Annotated in this window: 19 protein-coding genes; 5 read left to right on the top strand and 14 right to left on the bottom strand. The window is 59.5% G+C overall.

Going from position 1 to position 20,322, the window contains the following annotated elements:
* Positions 1 to 98: 98 nt before the first annotated feature.
* Positions 99 to 728, bottom strand: coding sequence for a 23S rRNA (uridine(2552)-2'-O)-methyltransferase RlmE (rlmE, locus tag H7995_RS14635; RefSeq protein WP_095145062.1), 630 nt, complete (start codon positions 726 to 728; stop codon positions 99 to 101).
* Between the two features lie 101 nt (positions 729 to 829).
* Here rlmE and H7995_RS14630 point away from each other — a divergent pair, with 101 nt between their 5' ends.
* Positions 830 to 1,138: a YhbY family RNA-binding protein gene (locus H7995_RS14630; RefSeq protein ID WP_103401041.1), complete on the top strand. Its 309-nt coding sequence runs from the start codon at positions 830 to 832 to the stop codon at positions 1,136 to 1,138.
* Between the two features lie 9 nt (positions 1,139 to 1,147).
* Here H7995_RS14630 and H7995_RS14625 read toward each other — a convergent pair whose 3' ends face one another.
* The 8 genes from H7995_RS14625 to grpE all read right to left on the bottom strand — a co-directional run bounded on the left by H7995_RS14625 (position 1,148) and on the right by grpE (position 11,609).
* Entirely contained in the window at positions 1,148 to 1,552 is a 405-nt protein-coding gene (locus H7995_RS14625) for an MFS transporter (RefSeq protein WP_166591408.1), read from the bottom strand.
* A 28-nt stretch (positions 1,553 to 1,580) separates the two neighbouring features.
* Positions 1,581 to 2,057, bottom strand: a complete 477-nt coding sequence (greA, locus tag H7995_RS14620; protein WP_166591409.1) for a transcription elongation factor GreA — start codon at positions 2,055 to 2,057, stop codon at positions 1,581 to 1,583.
* Entirely contained in the window at positions 2,054 to 5,275 is a 3,222-nt protein-coding gene (gene carB, locus H7995_RS14615; RefSeq protein WP_166591410.1) for a carbamoyl-phosphate synthase large subunit, read from the bottom strand. Before carB ends, greA begins: the two co-directional genes overlap by 4 nt.
* Before the next feature lie 117 nt (positions 5,276 to 5,392).
* On the bottom strand, positions 5,393 to 6,529 hold the full coding sequence (gene carA / locus H7995_RS14610; RefSeq protein ID WP_185818540.1) for a glutamine-hydrolyzing carbamoyl-phosphate synthase small subunit: 1,137 nt from the start codon (positions 6,527 to 6,529) through the stop codon (positions 5,393 to 5,395).
* Between the two features lie 258 nt (positions 6,530 to 6,787).
* Positions 6,788 to 7,594, bottom strand: a complete 807-nt coding sequence (gene dapB, locus H7995_RS14605; protein ID WP_166591412.1) for a 4-hydroxy-tetrahydrodipicolinate reductase — start codon at positions 7,592 to 7,594, stop codon at positions 6,788 to 6,790.
* Between the two features lie 10 nt (positions 7,595 to 7,604).
* Positions 7,605 to 8,726: a molecular chaperone DnaJ gene (dnaJ, locus tag H7995_RS14600; RefSeq protein ID WP_182343485.1), complete on the bottom strand. Its 1,122-nt coding sequence runs from the start codon at positions 8,724 to 8,726 to the stop codon at positions 7,605 to 7,607.
* Between the two features lie 297 nt (positions 8,727 to 9,023).
* Positions 9,024 to 10,940, bottom strand: a complete 1,917-nt coding sequence (gene dnaK / locus H7995_RS14595; RefSeq protein WP_166591413.1) for a molecular chaperone DnaK — start codon at positions 10,938 to 10,940, stop codon at positions 9,024 to 9,026.
* A gap of 102 nt (positions 10,941 to 11,042) precedes the next feature.
* Entirely contained in the window at positions 11,043 to 11,609 is a 567-nt protein-coding gene (gene grpE / locus H7995_RS14590; RefSeq protein WP_166591414.1) for a nucleotide exchange factor GrpE, read from the bottom strand.
* Positions 11,610 to 11,859: 250 nt separating this feature from the next.
* Between grpE and recN the strand changes: the two genes are divergently transcribed.
* On the top strand, positions 11,860 to 13,533 hold the full coding sequence (gene recN / locus H7995_RS14585; RefSeq protein WP_166591415.1) for a DNA repair protein RecN: 1,674 nt from the start codon (positions 11,860 to 11,862) through the stop codon (positions 13,531 to 13,533).
* A gap of 74 nt (positions 13,534 to 13,607) precedes the next feature.
* Here recN and fur read toward each other — a convergent pair whose 3' ends face one another.
* Positions 13,608 to 14,012: a ferric iron uptake transcriptional regulator gene (gene fur / locus H7995_RS14580; protein ID WP_166591416.1), complete on the bottom strand. Its 405-nt coding sequence runs from the start codon at positions 14,010 to 14,012 to the stop codon at positions 13,608 to 13,610.
* Positions 14,013 to 14,109: 97 nt separating this feature from the next.
* Here fur and H7995_RS14575 point away from each other — a divergent pair, with 97 nt between their 5' ends.
* Positions 14,110 to 14,634 (top strand): outer membrane protein assembly factor BamE, encoded by a 525-nt coding sequence (locus tag H7995_RS14575; RefSeq protein ID WP_166591417.1) that lies wholly within the window; start codon positions 14,110 to 14,112, stop codon positions 14,632 to 14,634.
* A gap of 120 nt (positions 14,635 to 14,754) precedes the next feature.
* Here H7995_RS14575 and H7995_RS14570 read toward each other — a convergent pair whose 3' ends face one another.
* From H7995_RS14570 to H7995_RS14560, 3 genes are read right to left on the bottom strand one after another with little or no spacing between them, the layout of a single operon-like run.
* Complete coding sequence (locus H7995_RS14570; RefSeq protein WP_371927839.1) at positions 14,755 to 15,048, bottom strand: RnfH family protein; 294 nt, start codon at positions 15,046 to 15,048, stop codon at positions 14,755 to 14,757.
* Between the two features lie 7 nt (positions 15,049 to 15,055).
* Entirely contained in the window at positions 15,056 to 15,490 is a 435-nt protein-coding gene (locus tag H7995_RS14565; protein WP_166590401.1) for a type II toxin-antitoxin system RatA family toxin, read from the bottom strand.
* A gap of 7 nt (positions 15,491 to 15,497) precedes the next feature.
* Complete coding sequence (locus H7995_RS14560) at positions 15,498 to 16,901, bottom strand: sodium-dependent transporter (protein WP_166590400.1); 1,404 nt, start codon at positions 16,899 to 16,901, stop codon at positions 15,498 to 15,500.
* A 117-nt stretch (positions 16,902 to 17,018) separates the two neighbouring features.
* Here H7995_RS14560 and smpB point away from each other — a divergent pair, with 117 nt between their 5' ends.
* Positions 17,019 to 17,501 (top strand): SsrA-binding protein SmpB, encoded by a 483-nt coding sequence (gene smpB / locus H7995_RS14555; protein ID WP_095169483.1) that lies wholly within the window; start codon positions 17,019 to 17,021, stop codon positions 17,499 to 17,501.
* Between the two features lie 49 nt (positions 17,502 to 17,550).
* On the opposite strand, the gene H7995_RS14550 is transcribed toward smpB, so the two are convergent.
* Positions 17,551 to 18,318, bottom strand: coding sequence for a GntR family transcriptional regulator (locus tag H7995_RS14550; RefSeq protein ID WP_166590399.1), 768 nt, complete (start codon positions 18,316 to 18,318; stop codon positions 17,551 to 17,553).
* 260 nt (positions 18,319 to 18,578) lie between these two features.
* On the opposite strand from H7995_RS14550, the gene H7995_RS14545 reads away from it, so the two are divergent.
* The gene (locus tag H7995_RS14545) at positions 18,579 to 20,273 is read left to right on the top strand and encodes a lactate permease LctP family transporter (RefSeq protein ID WP_166590398.1); all 1,695 of its coding nucleotides are present in this window, start codon (positions 18,579 to 18,581) and stop codon (positions 20,271 to 20,273) included.
* Positions 20,274 to 20,322 lie beyond the last annotated feature (49 nt).

Genomic DNA, 20,322 nt, shown 5'->3' with positions numbered 1-20,322 from the left:
CCGTCTGTAACCCTTTGTGAAACATTGACTACACAATATTCGTTAAAGCTTGTAGGGCGAAATACTAAAAACCTATCACCCCGCAAAAAAACCTCGCTTTACTCGCTCCGACCGCGATAGCCCCAAGCCAGCATGTACTGCTCGCGGGAACTGCCACGGGAAGAGTCCGGCTTGATCATCTGGACCTTGTCGAATTTCTGACGAGCGTCCTTCACATAAGCATCGAACCCTTCGCCCTGGAAAACCTTGATCACAAAATTACCGCCGGGCTTGAGTATCCGAGCCGCCAAATCAAGAGCCAGCTCGCAAAGGAACATGGCTTTGGGCATGTCCACTTCAGGCGTACCACTCATATTGGGGGCCATATCGGAAATCACAAGGTCCACCTGCGAATTACCCACGGCCTCGAGGATCTGAGCGAGCACTTGATCCTGAGTGAAGTCACCCTGGATGAAAGTCACGTCCGGAATGCTGTCCATCTCCAGGATGTCCGAGGCAATCAGACGCCCCTGGCCACCAATCAGCCGGCTAGTGACCTGCGACCAGCCACCGGGTGCCGCACCCAAGTCGACAACGCTCATGCCCGGACGGATCAGCTTGTATTTCTCCTGGACCTCCAGAAGCTTGTAACTCGCACGCGAGCGGTAGCCATCCTTCTGCGCCTGCTTCACATAGGGGTCATTGACATGTCTTTTCAGCCAACCAAGGCTTGTCTTGGAACGCGCCATTGGGCACCTCGATGATTAGGGTCGTGATTAATTGGGCGGATCCACGCACCCTCGGGTAAAATGGCCGCCATTTTACAGAATCCAGACGAAAGGGTCAGATTATGCCGCTCACTCAAGAGCAGAAGAAACAGTACAAATCCATTGGCCACCATCTGAAACCAGTATTGACTGTGGCAGACAACGGTTTGACTGAGGGCGTGTTAGCCGAACTGGAACGCGCATTGAGCGATCACGAGCTGATCAAGATCAAGCTCAACATCCTCGATCGTGAATCGCGCCTGGCTGCCATTGCTGAGTTGTGCAAGGTCGGCAAAGCGGACCTGGTACAGGTCATCGGCAAGATGGCGCTGATTTACCGCAAGAACTTTAGCGTAAACAAGCAACTGTCGAACGTCCACCGCTTCAAGTGATGAAACGGGTCAAGGGTGTGCTTCGCGCACCCTGCCACCCCATCCTGGTACCGGCTGCAGCACCAGCAGCAAACCGGAAAAACCCAGCACCAGATAGCTGAACAACAGCCAATGCTCTGCCTCCGGCCATTGCATGCGAACCACCAGATACATCGTGCTTGCATACAGCGCCATCAACAGCAGTTGCCCGCGAATATCGCGCCATAGACTGCCCAGGCCCTTGGCCTGGACCAGCACCAAAACCTGAAAAGCCACGCACGCCGCTGAAAAACCCACCAGCAGCGTATTCAGCATGCTTGAAATTTCATTGATCAGCAGCGGCGCCAGGCCAATCCGACCCAACACCGGCAGCAGACCCAAATGCAGCAGCCACAGGCCGCCAACCCACAACATCTGGGTCAGCTGCCAAAGCATCGCGCCCGCACGCAGCGGGCGCCAGCCTTCAGATATGGCGGACTTCGACAATCTCATACTCGATCACGCCACCAGGCGTCTTGACCGCCACCACATCACCCTCTTCCTTGGCAATCAAGGCGCGGGCCAAGGGCGAACCGACGGAAATCTTACCGAGTTTGAAGTCAGCCTCGTCCTCACCCACGATGTGATAAGTGACGCGCTCATCCGTCTCGACGTTGGCGATTTCCACGGTGGTGCCGAAAATCACTTTGCCGGTGTGCGGGATGCTCGTGACATCAATGATGACCTGATTCTGAATCCGGCCTTCGATGTCACGAATACGCGCCTCGACCATACCCTGCTGCTCGCGGGCAGCATGGTATTCGGCGTTTTCCTTCAAGTCACCCAACTCGCGGGCCGTACCGATGTCCTGGCTAAGCTTTGGACGTACGACCTTGGTCAGGTGAGCGTGCTCTTCTTCCAGGGCGCGCGCGCCCTGGACGGTCATTGGGTATTTGATCATGCCTTCAATCCTGCGTGTAGATCCTGCAAGCGGCGCACGGTCTTCTCGGGACCGAACTTCAACGCTTCGCAGATGGCTTCGCCAGCAGCAATGGTAGTGGTGCAGTAGATCTTGTGCTGCAAGGCATTACGACGAATGGAATAGGAATCAGCGATCGACTGACGACCTTCGGTGGTGTTGATGATCAGCGTGACTTCGTCATTCTTGATCATGTCGACCACGTGCGGACGACCTTCGGTCACCTTGTTCACACGACGCACTTTCAGGCCAGCAGCCTCGATCAGCTTGGCAGTCCCGGCAGTGGCAACCACTTCGAAGCCCAAGTTGATCAGATCACGCGCTACGCCGGCAACCAGTGGTTTGTCGTCGTCACGCACGCTGATGAATGCGGTACCGCCGGTCGGCAGCACTTCGCTGGCGCCCATCTGGGCCTTGGCGAACGCTTCACCGAAGGTGTCGCCCACGCCCATCACTTCACCGGTGGACTTCATCTCTGGGCCGAGGATCGGGTCAACGCCAGGGAATTTGGCGAATGGGAACACCGCCTCTTTCACGCTGTAGAAGTTAGGAATGATTTCCTTGGTGAAACCGATTTCCTTCAGAGTCTTACCCGCCATCACGCGAGCCGCGATCATGGCCAGGGAAACCCCGATGCACTTGGACACGAACGGCACCGTACGCGAAGCACGCGGGTTGACCTCGATCACGTAGATGTCATCGCCCTGCAGCGCCAACTGTACGTTCATCAAGCCAACCACGCCCAGCTCCAGGGCCATTTTCTTGACCTGCTCACGCATCTCGTCCTGGATGTGCGCCGGCAGCGAGTACGGCGGCAGCGAGCACGCGGAGTCACCGGAGTGAACGCCGGCCTGCTCGATGTGCTGCATGATGGCGCCAATCACCACGTCGGTGCCGTCGCAGACCGCATCCACGTCCATTTCAATGGCGCAGTTGAGGAAGTGGTCGAGCAGCACCGGGCTGTCGTTGGACACTTTCACCGCATCACGCAGGTAGCGCTTGAGCTCTTCTTCTTCGTAGACGATTTCCATCGCACGGCCGCCCAGTACGTAGGACGGACGCACTACCAGCGGGTAACCGATCTTGCCGGCGGCGCGAATGGCTTCGTCTTCGCTGCGCACAGTGGCGTTAGGCGGCTGACGCAGGTTCAGGCGCTCGACCATCTGCTGGAAGCGCTCACGGTCTTCAGCGCGGTCGATCGCGTCAGGGCTGGTGCCGATGATTGGTACGCCCGCCTCTTCAAGGGCACGCGCCAGCTTCAGCGGGGTCTGGCCGCCGTACTGAACGATCACACCTTTAGGCTTCTCAACACGGACGATTTCCAGCACGTCTTCCAGGGTCACTGGCTCGAAGTACAGGCGATCGGAAGTGTCGTAATCAGTGGAAACGGTTTCCGGGTTGCAGTTGACCATGATGGTCTCGTACCCGTCGTCGCGCAGCGCCAGTGCCGCGTGAACGCAGCAGTAGTCGAACTCGATGCCCTGGCCGATACGGTTTGGACCGCCACCCAGGATCATGATCTTGTCGCGACCCGATGGCGCAGCCTCGCACTCTTCCTCGTAGGTCGAGTACAGGTAAGCGGTGTCGGTGGCGAACTCGGCCGCGCAGGTGTCCACGCGCTTGTAGACCGGGAACACCTCGAGCTTGTGGCGGTGACGGCGCAGGGCCTTCTCGGTCACACCCAGCAGCTTGGCCAGGCGCATGTCGGAGAAACCTTTGCGCTTGAGGCGGAACATCAGGTCGCGGTCGATGCTGGTCAGACCCAGGGTCTTGACCTTCTCTTCGTCCTTGATCAGATCTTCCATCTGCACCAGGAACCAACGATCGATCATGGTCATGCCGAAGATGTCATCGACACTCATGCCGGCGCGCATTGCGTCCGCCACGTACCAGATACGCTCGGCGCCCGGCACGGTCAGCTCGCGCTTGAGCACGCTCATGCTTTCCGGGTTGCTCAGGTCAACTTTCTCGTCCAGGCCGCAGACGCCGACTTCCAGACCGCGCAGGGCTTTCTGCAGGGATTCCTGGAAAGTCCGGCCGATGGCCATGACTTCACCCACCGACTTCATCTGCGTGGTCAGGCGCGCGTCAGCCTTGGCGAATTTCTCGAAGGCGAAACGTGGCAGCTTGGTGACAACGTAGTCGATGGACGGCTCGAAGGACGCCGGGGTCTTGCCGCCGGTGATGTCGTTCGACAGCTCGTCGAGGGTGTAGCCCACCGCCAGCTTGGCCGCAACCTTGGCGATCGGGAAACCGGTAGCCTTGGAAGCCAGCGCCGAGGAACGGGACACCCGCGGGTTCATCTCGATGACAACCATACGGCCTGTGTCCGGGCAAATGCCGAACTGCACGTTGGAGCCACCGGTTTCCACGCCGATCTCGCGCAGTACCGCCAGGGAGGCGTTACGCAGGATCTGATATTCCTTGTCCGTCAGGGTCTGCGCTGGCGCAACAGTGATCGAGTCACCGGTGTGCACGCCCATCGGGTCGAAGTTTTCGATCGAGCAGACGATGATGCAGTTGTCCTTCTTATCGCGGACAACCTCCATTTCGTACTCTTTCCAGCCGATCAGGGATTCATCGATCAGCAGCTCCTTGGTCGGCGACAGGTCCAGACCACGGGCGCAGATTTCTTCGAACTCTTCACGGTTGTAAGCGATACCGCCACCGGTGCCGCCCATGGTGAAGGAAGGACGGATGATGCACGGGAAGCCCAGCTTCTCGAGGACCGCATTGGCCTCTTCCATGCTATGGGCGATACCGGAACGCGGGCAGTCCAGGCCGATGGATTTCATCGCCTTGTCGAAACGCGAACGGTCTTCAGCCTTGTCGATGGTGTCGGCGTTGGCGCCGATCATTTCCACACCGAATTTTTCCAGAACGCCTTCACGCTCCAGGTCCAGGGCGCAGTTCAGCGCAGTCTGGCCGCCCATGGTTGGCAGCAGTGCGTCAGGACGCTCTTTCTCGATGATCTTGGCAACGGTCTGCCACTTGATCGGTTCGATGTAGGTGGCGTCGGCCATGGCCGGGTCGGTCATGATGGTGGCTGGGTTGGAGTTCACCAGGATGACGCGGTAACCCTCTTCGCGCAGGGCTTTGCAGGCCTGGGCGCCGGAGTAGTCGAATTCGCAGGCCTGGCCGATAACGATCGGGCCAGCGCCGAGAATCAGGATGCTTTTAATGTCTGTACGTTTTGGCATGGGTTTGTCACTCAAATCCGCAGGTCAGTCGGCAAGCCGTCTTGTTCAATCTGTGAAGCCTTGAGGGGTCACCGCAACAGTGACCACCCCCAGGCTTTGCTGCATCTAGGCCAGCGATCAGCGACGCTTGGCCATCTCGTTGATGAAGCGATCGAACAGTGGCGCTACGTCGTTCGGGCCAGGGCTGGCTTCAGGGTGACCCTGGAAGCTGAAGGCGCTCTTGTCGGTACGCTCGATACCCTGCAGGGTGCCGTCGAACAGCGACTTGTGGGTCGCACGCACGTTGGCTGGCAGGGTCGCTTCGTCCACCGCGAAACCGTGGTTCTGGCTGGTGATCATCACCACACCGGTGTCCAGGTCCTGGACCGGGTGGTTGGCACCGTGGTGGCCGTGGCCCATTTTCACGGTCTTGGCGCCGGAGGCCAGGGCCAGCAGTTGGTGACCGAGGCAGATGCCGAACACCGGGATCTCGGTTTCAAGGACTTCCTTGATCGCCTGGATCGCGTAGTCGCAAGGCTCCGGATCACCCGGGCCGTTGGACAGGAACACGCCGTCCGGCTTCAATGCCAGCACATCGGCCGCAGGGGTTTGTGCCGGCACCACGGTCACGCGGCAACCGCGCTCGACCAGCATGCGCAGGATGTTCAGTTTGACGCCGTAGTCGTAAGCCACCACGTGATGGGGCAACTCGCTGGCTTCGATGGTCGCGTGGCTGTCGGTTTTCAGATCCCAGACAGTCGAGCGCCATTCATATTGCTCTTGGGTGCTGACGACCTTCGCCAGGTCCATGCCCTTCAGGCCTGGGAAACCGCGCGCGGCTGCCAGAGCGGCCTCTTCGCTGATGTTGTCGCCAGCCATGATGCAGCCGTTCTGCGCGCCTTTCTCACGCAGGATGCGTGTCAGGCGGCGAGTGTCGATACCGGCGATAGCCACCACATTGTTGGCTTTCAGGTAATCGGACAGGGACATGGTGTTACGCCAGTTGCTCGCAACCAGTGGCAGGTCACGAATGACCAGGCCGGCAGACCATACGCGGTCGGACTCGGCATCTTCTGGCGTGGTGCCAGTGTTGCCGATATGCGGGTAAGTCAGGGTAACGATCTGTTGGGCGTAGGAAGGATCGGTAAGGATTTCCTGATAGCCGGTCATGGCGGTGTTAAACACCACCTCTCCAACGGTTTGACCGTCGGCTCCAATGGCTTCGCCGCGAAAAATGCTGCCATCAGCAAGGGCGAGTATGGCTGGCTTAGTCAAGAAGACCTCCCGTAAATAAAGCCTGAAGGGGCGATCGCAGGTTGTAAAAAAGCGGAGTGACGTATGGACACGTCACCCCGCTTCTTCACTGAATTATTCTGCGCGCTTTTAGTGGACACACTAAAGCTGTAGCTTACAGAAAAAGGCTTTTTTGGTCTACCGCCAATGAGCCTGAAAGGCTAGAGAATGCGACAGGGCGTCGCTTGGCGGATAAAATCGGGCTCGAACGCAAGGTTCGAACCCGATTTCGGGCGTATCTTAACGCAGATCGAGCACGTCTTGCATGTCATACAGGCCTGGCTCGCGGCCATCGAGCCATAGCGCAGCACGCACCGCGCCCTTGGCGAAGGTCATGCGACTGGAAGCCTTGTGGGTCACTTCCAGGCGCTCGCCCTCGCAGGCGAACAGCACCGTGTGATCACCCACCACATCACCACCGCGAACAGTGGCAAAGCCGATGGTCTCGCGCTCACGAGCACCGGTATGGCCTTCACGACCATAGACCGCGACCTTCTGCAGGTCACGCCCCAGCGCATCGGCAATCACCTCGCCCATGCGCAGCGCCGTGCCGGATGGCGCATCGATCTTATGCCGGTGATGAGCCTCGATGATCTCGATATCAGCATCATCACCCAGCACCCGCGCCGCCATGTCCAACAGCTTGAGCGACAGGTTGACCCCGACGCTGAAGTTGGCCGCAAACACAATCGGAATATCCTTGCCCGCCTCGGCCAACACCTGCTTCTGCGCGGCGTCCAGACCCGTCGTGCCGATGACCATGGCCTTGCCTGCCTTACGGCAGAACGCCAGGTTCTTGAGCATGACTTCCGGCAGCGTGAAGTCGATCAACACATCGAACTCTTGCGCTACGGCCTCCAGGTTGCCCACCAGGGGCACCCCGATCCGCCCCAGCGACGCCAGCTCACCGGCATCCACGCCAATCAGCGTGCTGCCAGGGCGCACGATGGCCGCCGTCAGGCCGGTGAGCGGTGCGCGTTGCTGCACCGCCTCCACCAGAATCTTGCCCATGCGCCCAGCAGCGCCCATCACAGCTATACGTCGCATACCAGATTCCTTACAGGTCGCCGAAGAAACGCTTCACGCCTTCGAACCAGCCAGTGGTTTTCGGCGAGTGGCTGTTGTCATCCGCCAGGGAGCTGCGGAACTCTTCCAGCAACTCACGCTGACGACGACTCAGGTTGACCGGCGTCTCGACCGCCACACGGCACATCAGGTCACCGGCACCGCCGCCACGCACCGGGGCAACGCCTTTGCCACGCACCCGGAACTGCTTGCCGGTTTGCGTGCCCTCAGGGATCTTCAGCTTGACCCGACCATCGAGGGTCGGAATCTCCAGCTCGCCACCCAGGGCGGCATCGACGAAGCTGATCGGCACTTCGCAGAACAGATGCTTGCCGTCACGCTGGAAGATCGAGTGCTCGCGCACGTTGATCACCACATACAGGTCGCCGGTCGGCCCACCCTGGGTCCCCGCCTCGCCCTCACCCGACAGGCGGATGCGGTCGCCGGTATCCACGCCCGCCGGCACTTTCACCGACAGAGTCTTGTACTCTTCGACACGCCCTTCGCCATTGCAGGAGTTGCACGGATCGGAAATGATCTTGCCCTGGCCGTGGCAGCGCGGGCAGGTTTGCTGCACCGAGAAGAACCCTTGCTGCATGCGCACCTGGCCGATACCGCCGCAGGTTGGGCACGTCACGGGCGAGGAGCCCTTCTTGGCGCCCGAACCGTCGCACGGCTGGCAGTTGACCAGCGTCGGAACCCGGATATTCACGGTCGTGCCGCGCACCGCTTCTTCCAGGTTCAGCTCCAGCGTGTAGCGCAGGTCGCTGCCGCGCTGCGCGCCGCCACGGGAACCGCCACGACCACCACCAAAGAAATCACTGAACACATCACCAAAGATGTCAGAGAAATTCTGCCCGCCGAAACCGGCACCGCCGCCCATGCTTGGGTCGACACCGGCATGACCATACTGGTCGTACGCCGCGCGCTTGCTGGAATCGGACAGCACTTCGTAGGCCTCGTTGGCCTCTTTGAACATCTCTTCCGACGCTTTGTCGTCAGGATTACGGTCCGGGTGGTGCTTCATCGCCAAGCGACGGTAAGCCTTCTTCAGGTCCGCTTCGCTCGTGCCACGCTCGACACCCAACACTTCGTAATAGTCACGCTTTGCCATAAGTCTTTGCACTCTTAAGGACGTCCGGCAAACCCCTCCTGAGCCTTGCCAAACTCGTTGAGCCCCAATACAGGCCCGGACCCAACTCACGTCAATTCAACGATCCTGGTCTTTGATTCGATACGGTACTTGCGGCTCGAAAAGCAGGAGCATTCCCGGCCATACCACCGGCAGGCGAACGTTGTCGCCCGCGGTAAAAATTCGTGTACTCCAGACACGCCAACGCGGGAGCAAGCTCCCGCGCGGCGACATCCTACCAGTCACCGCACAAAGGCAGTCAACCGGCCGACCAACAACTTACTTGTGGTCTTTGACTTCTTCAAACTCAGCATCGACAACGTCGTCAGCCTTTTGCGCCGACTCATCCTTCGGTGCTGCGCCTTCAGCAGGCTGAGCCTGTTCGGCGTACATCTTCTGCGCCACGGGTGCGGAGACTTTCGACAGCTCTTCAACCTTGGCGTCGATGGCAGCCTTGTCGTCGCCTTTGACGGCGGCTTCCAGGGCAACCACTGCCGCTTCGATGGCAGCCTTCTCTTCGGCAGTCACTTTGTCGCCAGCATCTGCGACCATCTTGCGAGTCGAGTGCACCAGCGCATCACCCTGGTTACGGGCGGACGCCAGCTCTTCGAACTTGCGGTCTTCGTCGGCGTTGGTTTCAGCATCACGAATCATCTGCTGAATCTCTTCCTCGGACAGACCGGAGTTGGCCTTGATCACGATCGACTGAGTCTTGCCGGTGGCCTTGTCCTTGGCGCCTACGTGCAGAATGCCGTTGGCGTCGATGTCGAAGGTCACTTCAATTTGTGGCACGCCACGTGGTGCTGGTGGAATCTCGGCCAGGTCGAACTTGCCCAGGGACTTGTTCTGGGCAGCTTGCTTACGCTCGCCTTGCAGCACGTGAATGGTCACAGCGCCCTGGTTGTCGTCGGCAGTCGAGAACACTTGCGATTTCTTGGTAGGAATCGTGGTGTTTTTCTCGATCAGCGCGGTCATCACGCCACCCATGGTTTCGATACCCAGGGTCAGCGGGCTGACGTCGAGCAGCAGCACGTCTTTCACATCACCGGCCAGTACCGCGCCCTGGATAGCAGCACCCATGGCAACCGCTTCGTCCGGGTTCACGTCTTTACGGGCTTCTTTACCGAAGAAATCGGTAACAGCCTTCTGCACCAGAGGCATACGGGTCTGACCGCCGACCAGGATCACGTCGTTGATCGCGCCAACGTCGATGCCCGAGTCTTTCAGCGCAATGCGGCAAGGCTCGATGGTGCGTTGAACCAGGTCTTCTACCAGCGCTTCCAGCTTGGCGCGGGAGATTTTCACGTTCAAGTGCTTAGGACCGGTCGCGTCTGCAGTGATGTACGGCAGGTTGACGTCGGTCTGCAGGCTCGAAGACAGCTCGATCTTGGCTTTTTCAGCGGCTTCTTTCAGGCGCTGCATGGCCAGCGGGTCACCTTTGAGGTTCATGCCGCTTTCTTTCTTGAATTCGTCGACGAGGTAGTCGATCAGACGAATGTCAAAGTCTTCACCGCCCAGGAACGTGTCACCGTTGGTAGCCAGTACTTCGAACTGGTGCTCGCCATCGACTTCAGCGATTTCGATCACCGAAACGTCGAACGTACCGCCGCCCAGGTCATAAACGATCACGGTGTGATCGCCCTTGGCCTTGTCCATACCGTAAGCCAGTGCAGCTGCGGTTGGTTCGTTGATGATACGTTTTACGTCCAGACCAGCAATACGGCCGGCGTCTTTGGTTGCCTGACGCTGGCTGTCGTTGAAGTAGGCAGGAACGGTGATTACCGCTTCAGTCACTGCCTCGCCGAGGTAGTCTTCGGCGGTTTTCTTCATTTTCTTGAGGATTTCAGCCGAGATCTGTGGCGGCGACATTTTCTGGCCGTTCACTTCAACCCAGGCGTCGGCATTGTCTGCCTTGACGATCTTGTAAGGGACCATCTGGATGTCTTTCTGAACCACTTCTTCTTCAAAGCGACGACCGATCAAACGCTTCACCGCGTACAGGGTGTTGTGCGGATTGGTCACTGCCTGACGCTTGGCCGACTGGCCAACCAGGATTTCGCCATCGTTGGCATAAGCCACGATCGACGGAGTGGTACGCGCGCCTTCGGCGTTCTCGATAACTTTTACGTTACCGTTTTCAAGGATGGAGACGCAGGAGTTGGTAGTCCCCAGGTCGATACCGATAATTTTGCCCATGTTAACTCTCCCGAAACTTTGGATTTGGTTGCCGCAGCAGTGGTGGCTAACTGCGGTAGCACTTAAACGCTTGACTTATAGATGGGGGCCTTGCGGCGGATTTCAAGCCTGCTCATCAATCGAGGGCGAAACCGGCGCCGGGGCCTTGCTGACCACGACCATGGCCGGGCGCAGCAGGCGACCATTGAGCACGTAGCCCTTCTGGAACACCTTCAGCACGCTGTTAGGTTCCATGTCGGCGCTTTCCTGCATGGCCATCGCCTGATGGTGCTCAGCGTTGAACGGCTCACCTTCCGGATCGATTGCTTCCAGCTGATAGCGCTTGAGGGTGTCCTGGAACATTTTCAGGGTCAGTTCGATCCCTTCACGCATCGGGCGAATACTTTCGTCGTCCGGGCTGGACAGCTCCAGGCCGCGTTCCAGGCTGTCGATGATCGGCAGCAGGTCGCCAGCGAATTTTTCCAGCGCGAACTTGTGAGCCTTTTCTACATCTTGCTCGGCGCGACGGCGGACGTTCTGCAGATCAGCCGCAACACGCAAAGCCTGATCCTGAGCGCCAGCCAGTTGCTCTTCGAGCACTTGTACACGAGCCACCAGGTCTTCACCCGATGCTTGGGGAGCCTGATTGGCGTCTAGATTTTGCGTATCCAGCGTCTGTTCGTCAGCCATAGATTTCTCCTTTCAAAATCGTGCGCGAACTCGACTCGCGCTTCTGTTCCGGTATATGGGGTCGCAATTTGCAGGTTCAAGGGCCTGCCGTGTGCAGAAGCGCATTACCCACACAAAAACCACTGTATTGGCCTGACTGCAGGTTTTAAAAAAACACCGACACCAAGCAAATCGAGCTAAACGAGGGCATTGTCAGGGGCAAATAAACTACTGTATAAATAACCAGACCTTAAGCTTGGGAGCGGCCTTCATGCTGGTGCACCTGTCCGTACACAACTACGCCATCGTTGAACATCTCGATCTCGAACTCGATCGCGGGATGAGCGTGATCACAGGGGAAACCGGCGCCGGCAAGTCGATCATGCTCGACGCCCTGGGCCTGACCCTGGGCGATCGCGCCGACAGCGGCGTGGTACGCCCGGGCGCGGAAAAGGCCGACATCCTGGCCACCTTCGACCTGGTCGACATCCCGGAAGCCCGCACCTGGCTCGCTGAACGCGACCTGGACAACGACGGCCCGTGCATCCTGCGCCGGGTCATCACCGCCGAGGGTCGCTCGCGCGGCTACATCAATGGTACGCCCTGCCCCCTTGGCGACCTCAAGGCCCTCGGCGAACTGCTGATCGACATCCACAGCCAGCACGAGCACCAGTCACTGCTCAAAACCGATACCCATCGCCGCCTGCTCGACGAATATGCTGGCGCCACCGACCTGGCCCGCCAGGTCCAACTCGCCGCTCAACGCTGGCGCCAGACTCGTCAGGAGCTCGAACGCCTCTCCAACTCCGGCGACGAACAACGCGCTCGCCACCAGTTGCTCACCTATCAACTCGAAGAGCTGGAAAATCTCGGCCTCGGCGACAACGAACTGGAACAGCTCGAGCAAGAGCATAAAAACCTGACCAACGCGGAAACCCTGCTGGGCATTTGTCGACAGGTGGTCGAGCAGTGCAGCGAAAGCGATTCCGGCAATGTGCTGAACGCCCTGACCGCCAGCCTTAATCGCCTGTCCAGCGTCAACAACACGGTCAATGCCCTGGGCGAAGCCACCAACCTGCTCACCAGTGCGCAGATCCAGGTCGAAGAAGCGGTCGGCGAACTGAACCGCTTCCTCGACAACTTCGACGCCGATCCGGCACGCCTGCAACAACTCGAAGAGCGCCTGGACACCATCTATACCCTGGCACGCAAACACCGGATCCAGCCCACCGAGGTCGCCGACCTCCAGCAACGGCTGCTGGACGAGCTGGAAACCCTGAATGCCAACGATGAATCCATCGAGCGCCTCAGCGAAGAACTGGGGGCTTTTGCCCGCCACTATCAAGAGAAAGCGCGGGAGCTGAGCGACCTGCGCCACCAGGCCTCCTCCAGCCTGGCCCACGCCGTCGAACAGGAAATCCAGCGCCTGGGCATGCCGGGCGGGCGCTTCAGCATCGAACTGCGCGCCAACACCAGCGCCGAGTTGCTGCCCAATGGCCTGGAACAGGTGGAGCTGCTGGTCAGCGCCAACCCCGGGCAACCGCTCAAGGCGCTGGCGAAAGTCGCCTCGGGTGGCGAGCTGTCGCGTATCAGCCTGGCGATCCAGGTGATCACCGCGCAAACCTCACGCATACCAACCCTGGTATTCGACGAAGTGGACGTGGGCATCGGTGGTCCGACTGCAGAAATTGTCGGCCAACTGCTGCGCCGCCTTGGTGAGCGCGGCCAGGTTCTGACGGTCACGCACTTGCCACAGGTGGCTTCCCAGGGGCATCAACACCTGTTTGTGCATAAGGTCCGCGGCGAGCAGGCCACACGCACGGCGGTCTCCAAGCTGAGCAAGAACGAGCGAATAGAAGAAGTGGCACGAATGCTGGGGGGCATCGACCTGACCAAGGAATCCCTGGCTCACGCGAAAAAAATGGTGGTAACGGCCAAGAGTTGAATGGGCCAGATAGCACGAAGGCGACCCTTGGGTCGCCTTCGTTCGTTTCGCGGACCTGAGTCCGCGCGACATGCTTACTTTTTGCTGCGTACGTACAGTACCAAGTTGTGATCCACCAACTCGAAACCGTGCTTTTCAACGATTGCCTTCTGAAGCTTTTCGATCTCTTCGTCGAAGAACTCGATCACTTCACCGGAATCCACGTTGACCATATGGTCGTGGTGGCCGCCGTCAGCCAGTTCGAAGACCGCGTGGCCGCCGTCGAAGTTATGACGGACCACCAGACCAGCCGCTTCGAATTGAGTCAGTACACGGTAAACCGTGGCCAGACCAACATCCTCGCCAGCTTCCATCAATGCCTTGTAGACATCCTCGGCACTCATGTGACGCTGCTCGGCGGAATCGAGCATTTGCAGAATCTTGACCCGTGGCAGGGTCACTTTAAGGCCGGCTTTGCGTAGTTCGCTATTTTCAACCATGGTCAGCTTTCTCGCGATGCTGCTTCGCAGCTTCTCTTAATGCGGGTATGATCGGCGTTTACGTTGTCCCAGCCAAGATAGTGGAAGTCGCCCACCGATGCAAAACACCAAGCTCTTGCTAACCAGTTTCACCTTCGTGGGACTGCTCGCACTCGCCGGTTGTTCATTCCCCGGGGTTTACAAAATCGACATCCAGCAGGGCAATGTCGTCACGCAGGACATGATAGACCAGTTACGCCCGGGAATGACCCGCCGGCAAGTACGGTTTATCATGGGCAACCCTCTGCTGACCGACACGTTCCATGCCAATCGCTGGGATTACCTCTACAGCCTGCAGCCTGGTGGCGGTGAACGCCAACAGGAACGCATCAGCGTTACCTTCAATCCAGACGACCAACTCGTCAGCTTGTCGGGCGACTTCATGCCTGGTGTAAGCCGTGACGAAGCCCTGCTGGGCAAGGACAGCGGCACCAACGTGACCGCCCCAGTGGAAAACGTCGAACAGCCAAAACCAGAAAAGCCGGTCAAGCCAGGCTCACTGCTGGACCAGATCCAGAAGGACGTGGACGGTGTAGAAACCGTTCCGGTGCCAACACCAGAGCCGTTGGACACCACGCAGTAACATTATGCGACACAAGAAAAAGCCCGGCATGCCGGGCTTTTTTATTGCGTAAAACCACAACAGGCCGAGCATTGGCTCGCCTGCCGCTACACAGGGCGCTGGGTCACCGTGACCACGGCATCAAGAAGCCTTAGCCCGCGCCGCCTTCGCAGCCCGCAACCGACGAACCTCCTTGGGATCAGCCAACAACGGCCGATAAATCTCAAGACGATCCCCCGCCCGAACCAGGCAGTGCTCAGGATCAGCCACCACCTTGCCAAAAATCCCCACCGTGCAGCTCGCCAGATCCAGCTCCGGGAACTCCCCAGCGATCCCCGACAACCCCAGCGCCGCACGCACACTGCATCCCGCAGGCACCTGAACCGTCAGCAAGACCTGACGATCAACGGCGGCATACACCACCTCGATGTCCATCAACGACTCACCCATGCAGTTGCTTGGCCCGCTGACAGAACGCGTCGACCAAGGTATTGGCAGCCTGATTGAACAGCGGCCCCAGCGTCGCCCGCACAATCGGCCCGGCGTAATCGAACGTCAGGTCCAGACTGATCTTGCAGGCCTTTTCGCCCAGGGGCTTGAACACCCAGACGCCGTGCAACTGGGTAAAAGGCCCTTCCTCAAGATTCATCTCGATCGAATGCCCCGGCACCAGGGTGTTTCGCGTAACAAAATGCTGGCTCAGTCCACCCTTGGCCACCCCCACGCTGGCACGCATATGCTCGGCGGAGCTTTCCATCACCTTGGCCTCGGAACACCAGGGCAGGAACTCCGGATAACGCGCCACGTCATTGACCAGGTCATAAAGCGCTTGCGCCGGATACGGCAACAGAGCCGAACGTTGAATATGGGTCGTCATGTCAGCGTCACTTCCACAGCTGGGCGGCAAACACTACAAGAATGCCGATGGGCGCCACATAGCGCATCAAAAACAAGGTCAGGGCAAACAGCGCCGGATTGCGGATCGACAGTTCGTCGCGCACCGCTCCCCGATTCATGACCCAACCCGCAAACACCACAAAACACAATCCACCGAGCGGCAACATGATCCGCGAGGTGAAGAAATCGATCACGCCAAAGAAGTCCAGGCCGCTGTGCGCACCCCATTGGTAGAGGTGGAACCCGGCGCCGTCGTTCACAAAAAACTTGGCCTGCTTCCAGATATTGAAGGAAAACACCGTGCCCAGGCCAACAAACCAGCAACTGAAGGCCAGCCAGAACGTCACCCAGCCACGGCGGATTTTCGTCCGCTCAACCAGGTACGCGACCATGGGTTCGAGCAGGGAGATCGCCGAACTCCAGGCCGCGATGGCCACGAGGACAAAAAACACCACCCCCATCACCTGGCCGAACGCCACATTACCAAAAGCAAACGGCAGGCTGACAAACATCAGCCCCGGCCCCTCACTCGGATTCAAACCGCCGGCAAACACAATCGGAAACAACGCCAGGCCGGCCAGCAGCGAAACAAAGGTATCCAGCAGGGCAACCCCGACCACAGTGCCGGAGAGCGACGAATCCTTGGGCATATAAGCACCGTAGATCATGATCGAGCCCACGCCCACGCTCAGGGAAAAGAACGCATGCCCCATCGCGGGCAACAGGCCGCCAAGGACTTTCGCCGAATCGAAGTCGAACATGAAATGCACGCCCTCCATGAAATGCCCGGTGGTCATGCTGTAGCCCAGCAACACCAGGAGCATCACGAACAGCAGCGGCATCATGATCCGCAGGCTGCGCTCCAGCCCCGCCACCACGCCCTTGGCGATGACAGCTGCCGATAGCAGCATGAACAGGCTATGCCAGAGTGTCAGGCGCCACGGGTTGGCGATCACCCCCTCAAAGTAGGCACCGACCTGATCGGCCGCCACGCCCTGGAAGTCCCCCCGGCCCATGCTGATGATGTAATCCAGGGACCAGCCGCCCACCACGCTGTAAAAAGACAGGATCAGCAGCGCCGTGATCATCCCGGCAAATGCCCCCCAGGACCATTTCGCCGAATGCCCCGCCTCCAGCGCCAGCACCTTCAAGGCATTCGCCGGACTCTGCCGGGCCCGGCGACCGATCAGGGTTTCCGCCAGCATCACCGGCAGGCCAATCAACGCGATACACGCCAGGAACACCAGGACAAACGCACCGCCGCCATAGACGCCGACCATGTAGGGGAATTTCCAGATGCTCCCCAGGCCCACGGCCGAGCCGGTTGCAGCGAGTATGAATACCCAACGGCTCGCCCAACTACCGTGGACTGAAACCTTGTCTGACGACATCGACACTACGCCCAACCATTAAAAAAGAGGGCGCATTGTCCGGGATTCACTCAATGCGCTCAAGCACGCAGGATCCCCGTAGCCGACTTGCGCGCAACTGCCTATAATGCCGCCCCTATGGCTAAACAGAAGAAACACCCAACAGGGACCATCGCGCAGAATAAAAAGGCGCGACACGATTACTTCATCGAACATCGGTTCGAGGCTGGTCTGGTCCTGGCCGGCTGGGAAGTAAAAAGTCTGCGGGCGAGCAAGCTGCAACTGGTAGACAGTTATGTGCTGCTCAAGGATGGCGAAGCCTGGCTGCTCGGCAGCCACATCACGCCCCTGATGACCGCGAGCACCCACGTCATTGCCGACCCGGTGCGCACCCGCAAACTGCTGCTCAACCGGCGCGAGCTGGAAAAGCTGGCGGCTGCCGTGCAGCAAAAAGGCTATGCGTGCGTATGCCTGTCCTGGTACTGGAGCAAGCACATGGTCAAGTGCGAGATCGCTCTGGGCAAGGGCAAGAAGGAATACGACAAGCGCGATACCGAGCGCGAACGTGATGCCGGCCGCGAGCTGCAGCGCGCGGTGCGCAACAAGGGCAAGGAAGACTGACTCCCCCTTGAATGGATCGTTCCCACGCCCTGCGCGGGAACGATCATGCTCACATCCCCTTGCGCCGCTCCGCCCGAGCTTCGCGCTGCACTTGCTGCCGCACCTCTTCCAGCACTTCCTGCACATACAGGATATGGCGGCTGGAAACCTCCCGTGCCTGCTCGGCGCGCCCTTCGATAATCGCCAGGTACAGCTCCCGGTGCTGAGTGATCAGCATGTCGCGGGTTTCCGTGCGTTGCTGGTACATGCCGCCGATGTTGGTCACCACGTTGCGCTTGAGCAGATCAAATAGCCCACGAATGGTGTGCAGCAACACGGCGTTGTGGCTGGCCTCGGCAATCGCCAAGTGAAACCTGGCGTCCGCCGCCCCCTCCTCCGCCCGACTCACCTCATCGTGACGGGTGTAGCAGTCCTGCAACGCTTCGAACGCCGCCGTCAATCGCTGACGATCGACCTCAGTCGCCCGCAACGCGGCGTAGTAGGCGCATGAAGCTTCCAGGGTGTGGCGAAATTCCAGCAAATCACGCTGAGCTTCAGGGTTGCTTTCCAGCAGGTGCAGCAGGGGGTCGCTGAAGGTCGAGCCCAGGGATTCGACCACATAGTTGCCGCCGCCCTGGCGACTGACCAGCAAGCCCTTGGCCGTCAATTTCTGGATGGCCTCACGCAGCGAAGGTCGCGACACCCCAAACTGTTCGGCCAAGGCGCGCTCTGCCGGCAACCGCTCACCGGACTTCAGCGTGCCCTCGAGAATCATCCCCTCGAGCTGCTCGACAATATCGTCAGACAAACGGCGCTGACGAACCTGATCAAACCCCATAACTCATTCTCCACCATCCCGACGGCTCGCCGGGCTCTCTATTCTGGCCTATAGACGCCGCGCCAGCACCTACCAGAGCACATTTGATCGAGCGGATCAGATGCCCCCTGCACCGCTCATTCGACAAAAGTTTTAAGGCGGCAAATTGACACACCACCCACAAGGCTTTTAACCTAGCCCACAGCGATTGTAAATTGGTCTTACCAATTATCCAAGAACGCGATCAGTGCCTGACCAACAACAATTAGGGGCCACCCCATATGCAAACCTGGCAACAGCTCTACAGCCCGCTCGGCAGTCTCGGCTTGTCCGCGCTCGCGGCCGTTATCCCCATCGTATTTTTCTTCCTGGCTCTGGCCGTGTTCCGCCTCAAAGGACACGTCGCCGGCAGCATCACCCTGGCGTTGTCGATCCTGGTGGCGATCTTTGCCTTCCAGATGCCGGTCGACATGGCGTTCGCCGCCGCCGGTTATGGTTTCGCCTACGGACTGTGGCCCATTGCCTGGATCATCGTGGCCGCCGTGTTCCTCTACAAACTCACGGTCAAGAGCGGCCAGTTCGAAGTGATCCGCAGCTCAGTGCTGTCGATTACCGATGACCAGCGCCTGCAAGTGCTGCTGATCGGCTTCTGCTTCGGTGCCTTCCTCGAAGGTGCGGCAGGCTTCGGCGCACCAGTGGCCATTACCGCCGCCCTACTGGTCGGCCTTGGCTTCAACCCGCTGTACGCCGCCGGCCTGTGCCTGATTGCCAACACCGCCCCCGTGGCGTTTGGCGCACTGGGCATCCCGATCATCGTCGCCGGCCAGGTGACAGGCATCGACGCCTTCAAGATCGGCGCCATGACTGGCCGCCAACTGCCACTGCTGTCGCTGTTCGTGCCGTTCTGGCTGGTATTCATGATGGACGGCATGCGCGGCGTGCGGGAAACCTGGCCGGCCGCCCTGGTCGCTGGCCTGAGCTTCGCCATCACCCAGTACTTCACCTCCAACTTCATCGGCCCGGAACTGCCGGACATCACCTCGGCCCTGGCCAGCCTGATTTCCCTGACCCTGTTCCTCAAGGTCTGGCAGCCTAAACGTACCGCTGGCGCGCAGATCGCTGGTGTCACCTCGGACGCCGTAGTCACCGCCAGCGCCGGTGGTTTCGGACAGAAACGCACCAGCGTGGCTTCGCCCTACAGCCTGGGTGAAATCATCAAGGCCTGGTCGCCGTTCCTGATCCTCACCGTGCTGGTGACCATCTGGACCCTCAAGCCCTTCAAGGCAATGTTTGCCGCGGGCGGCTCGATGTACAGCTGGGTGTTCAACTTCGCCATCCCGCACCTGGACCAGATGGTGATCAAGGTCGCCCCGATCGTCACCAACCCGACGGCCATTCCTGCGGTGTTCAAGCTGGACCCGATTTCGGCGACCGGCACGGCGATCTTCTTCTCCGCACTGATCTCGATGTGGGTACTGAAGATCAACTTCAAAACTGGTCTGACCACTTTGAAGGAAACCTTCTACGAACTGCGCTGGCCGATCCTTTCGATCGGTATGGTGCTGGCCTTCGCCTTCGTCACCAACTACTCGGGCATGTCGTCGACCATGGCCCTGGTCCTGGCCGGCACCGGCGCGGCGTTCCCGTTCTTCTCGCCGTTCCTCGGCTGGCTGGGCGTGTTCCTCACTGGTTCGGACACCTCCTCCAATGCCCTGTTCAGTTCGCTGCAGGCAACCACCGCGCACCAGATCGGCGTCAGCGACACCTTGCTCGTGGCCGCCAACACCAGCGGCGGCGTGACCGGAAAAATGATCTCGCCACAATCGATCGCCGTGGCCTGCGCCGCGACCGGCCTGGTGGGCAAAGAGTCGGACCTGTTCCGCTTCACCCTCAAGCACAGCCTATTCTTTGCAACCATTGTCGGCCTGATCACACTGGCCCAGGCCTATTGGTTCACTGGCATGCTGGTGCACTAAGTAACAGCGAAAGAACCGACGCCGTGGCCCGCCTGCGGCGTCTGCAACT

Source organism: Pseudomonas kielensis, assembly GCF_014236655.1.
GTDB lineage: Bacteria > Pseudomonadota > Gammaproteobacteria > Pseudomonadales > Pseudomonadaceae > Aquipseudomonas > Aquipseudomonas kielensis.
The sequence above is the reverse complement of the archived record's forward strand: the minus strand, read 5'-3'. Positions and strand labels throughout refer to the sequence as shown.

Coding starts and splice junctions, on each gene's coding strand:
- H7995_RS14625 (WP_166591408.1), bottom strand. CDS start 1,552: ATGCTTTGGCAGCTGACCCAGATGTTGTGGGTTGGCGGCCTGTGGCTG.
- grpE (WP_166591414.1), bottom strand. CDS start 11,609: ATGGCTGACGAACAGACGCTGGATACGCAAAATCTAGACGCCAATCAG.
- fur (WP_166591416.1), bottom strand. CDS start 14,012: ATGGTTGAAAATAGCGAACTACGCAAAGCCGGCCTTAAAGTGACCCTG.
- carB (WP_166591410.1), bottom strand. CDS start 5,275: ATGCCAAAACGTACAGACATTAAAAGCATCCTGATTCTCGGCGCTGGC.
- H7995_RS14545 (WP_166590398.1), top strand. CDS start 18,579: ATGCAAACCTGGCAACAGCTCTACAGCCCGCTCGGCAGTCTCGGCTTG.
- rlmE (WP_095145062.1), bottom strand. CDS start 728: ATGGCGCGTTCCAAGACAAGCCTTGGTTGGCTGAAAAGACATGTCAAT.
- dnaJ (WP_182343485.1), bottom strand. CDS start 8,726: ATGGCAAAGCGTGACTATTACGAAGTGTTGGGTGTCGAGCGTGGCACG.
- recN (WP_166591415.1), top strand. CDS start 11,860: ATGCTGGTGCACCTGTCCGTACACAACTACGCCATCGTTGAACATCTC.
- H7995_RS14565 (WP_166590401.1), bottom strand. CDS start 15,490: ATGACGACCCATATTCAACGTTCGGCTCTGTTGCCGTATCCGGCGCAA.
- dapB (WP_166591412.1), bottom strand. CDS start 7,594: ATGCGACGTATAGCTGTGATGGGCGCTGCTGGGCGCATGGGCAAGATT.
- H7995_RS14550 (WP_166590399.1), bottom strand. CDS start 18,318: ATGGGGTTTGATCAGGTTCGTCAGCGCCGTTTGTCTGACGATATTGTC.
- H7995_RS14630 (WP_103401041.1), top strand. CDS start 830: ATGCCGCTCACTCAAGAGCAGAAGAAACAGTACAAATCCATTGGCCAC.
- H7995_RS14575 (WP_166591417.1), top strand. CDS start 14,110: ATGCAAAACACCAAGCTCTTGCTAACCAGTTTCACCTTCGTGGGACTG.
- smpB (WP_095169483.1), top strand. CDS start 17,019: ATGGCTAAACAGAAGAAACACCCAACAGGGACCATCGCGCAGAATAAA.
- H7995_RS14560 (WP_166590400.1), bottom strand. CDS start 16,901: ATGTCGTCAGACAAGGTTTCAGTCCACGGTAGTTGGGCGAGCCGTTGG.
- greA (WP_166591409.1), bottom strand. CDS start 2,057: ATGATCAAATACCCAATGACCGTCCAGGGCGCGCGCGCCCTGGAAGAA.
- dnaK (WP_166591413.1), bottom strand. CDS start 10,940: ATGGGCAAAATTATCGGTATCGACCTGGGGACTACCAACTCCTGCGTC.
- H7995_RS14570 (WP_371927839.1), bottom strand. CDS start 15,048: ATGGACATCGAGGTGGTGTATGCCGCCGTTGATCGTCAGGTCTTGCTG.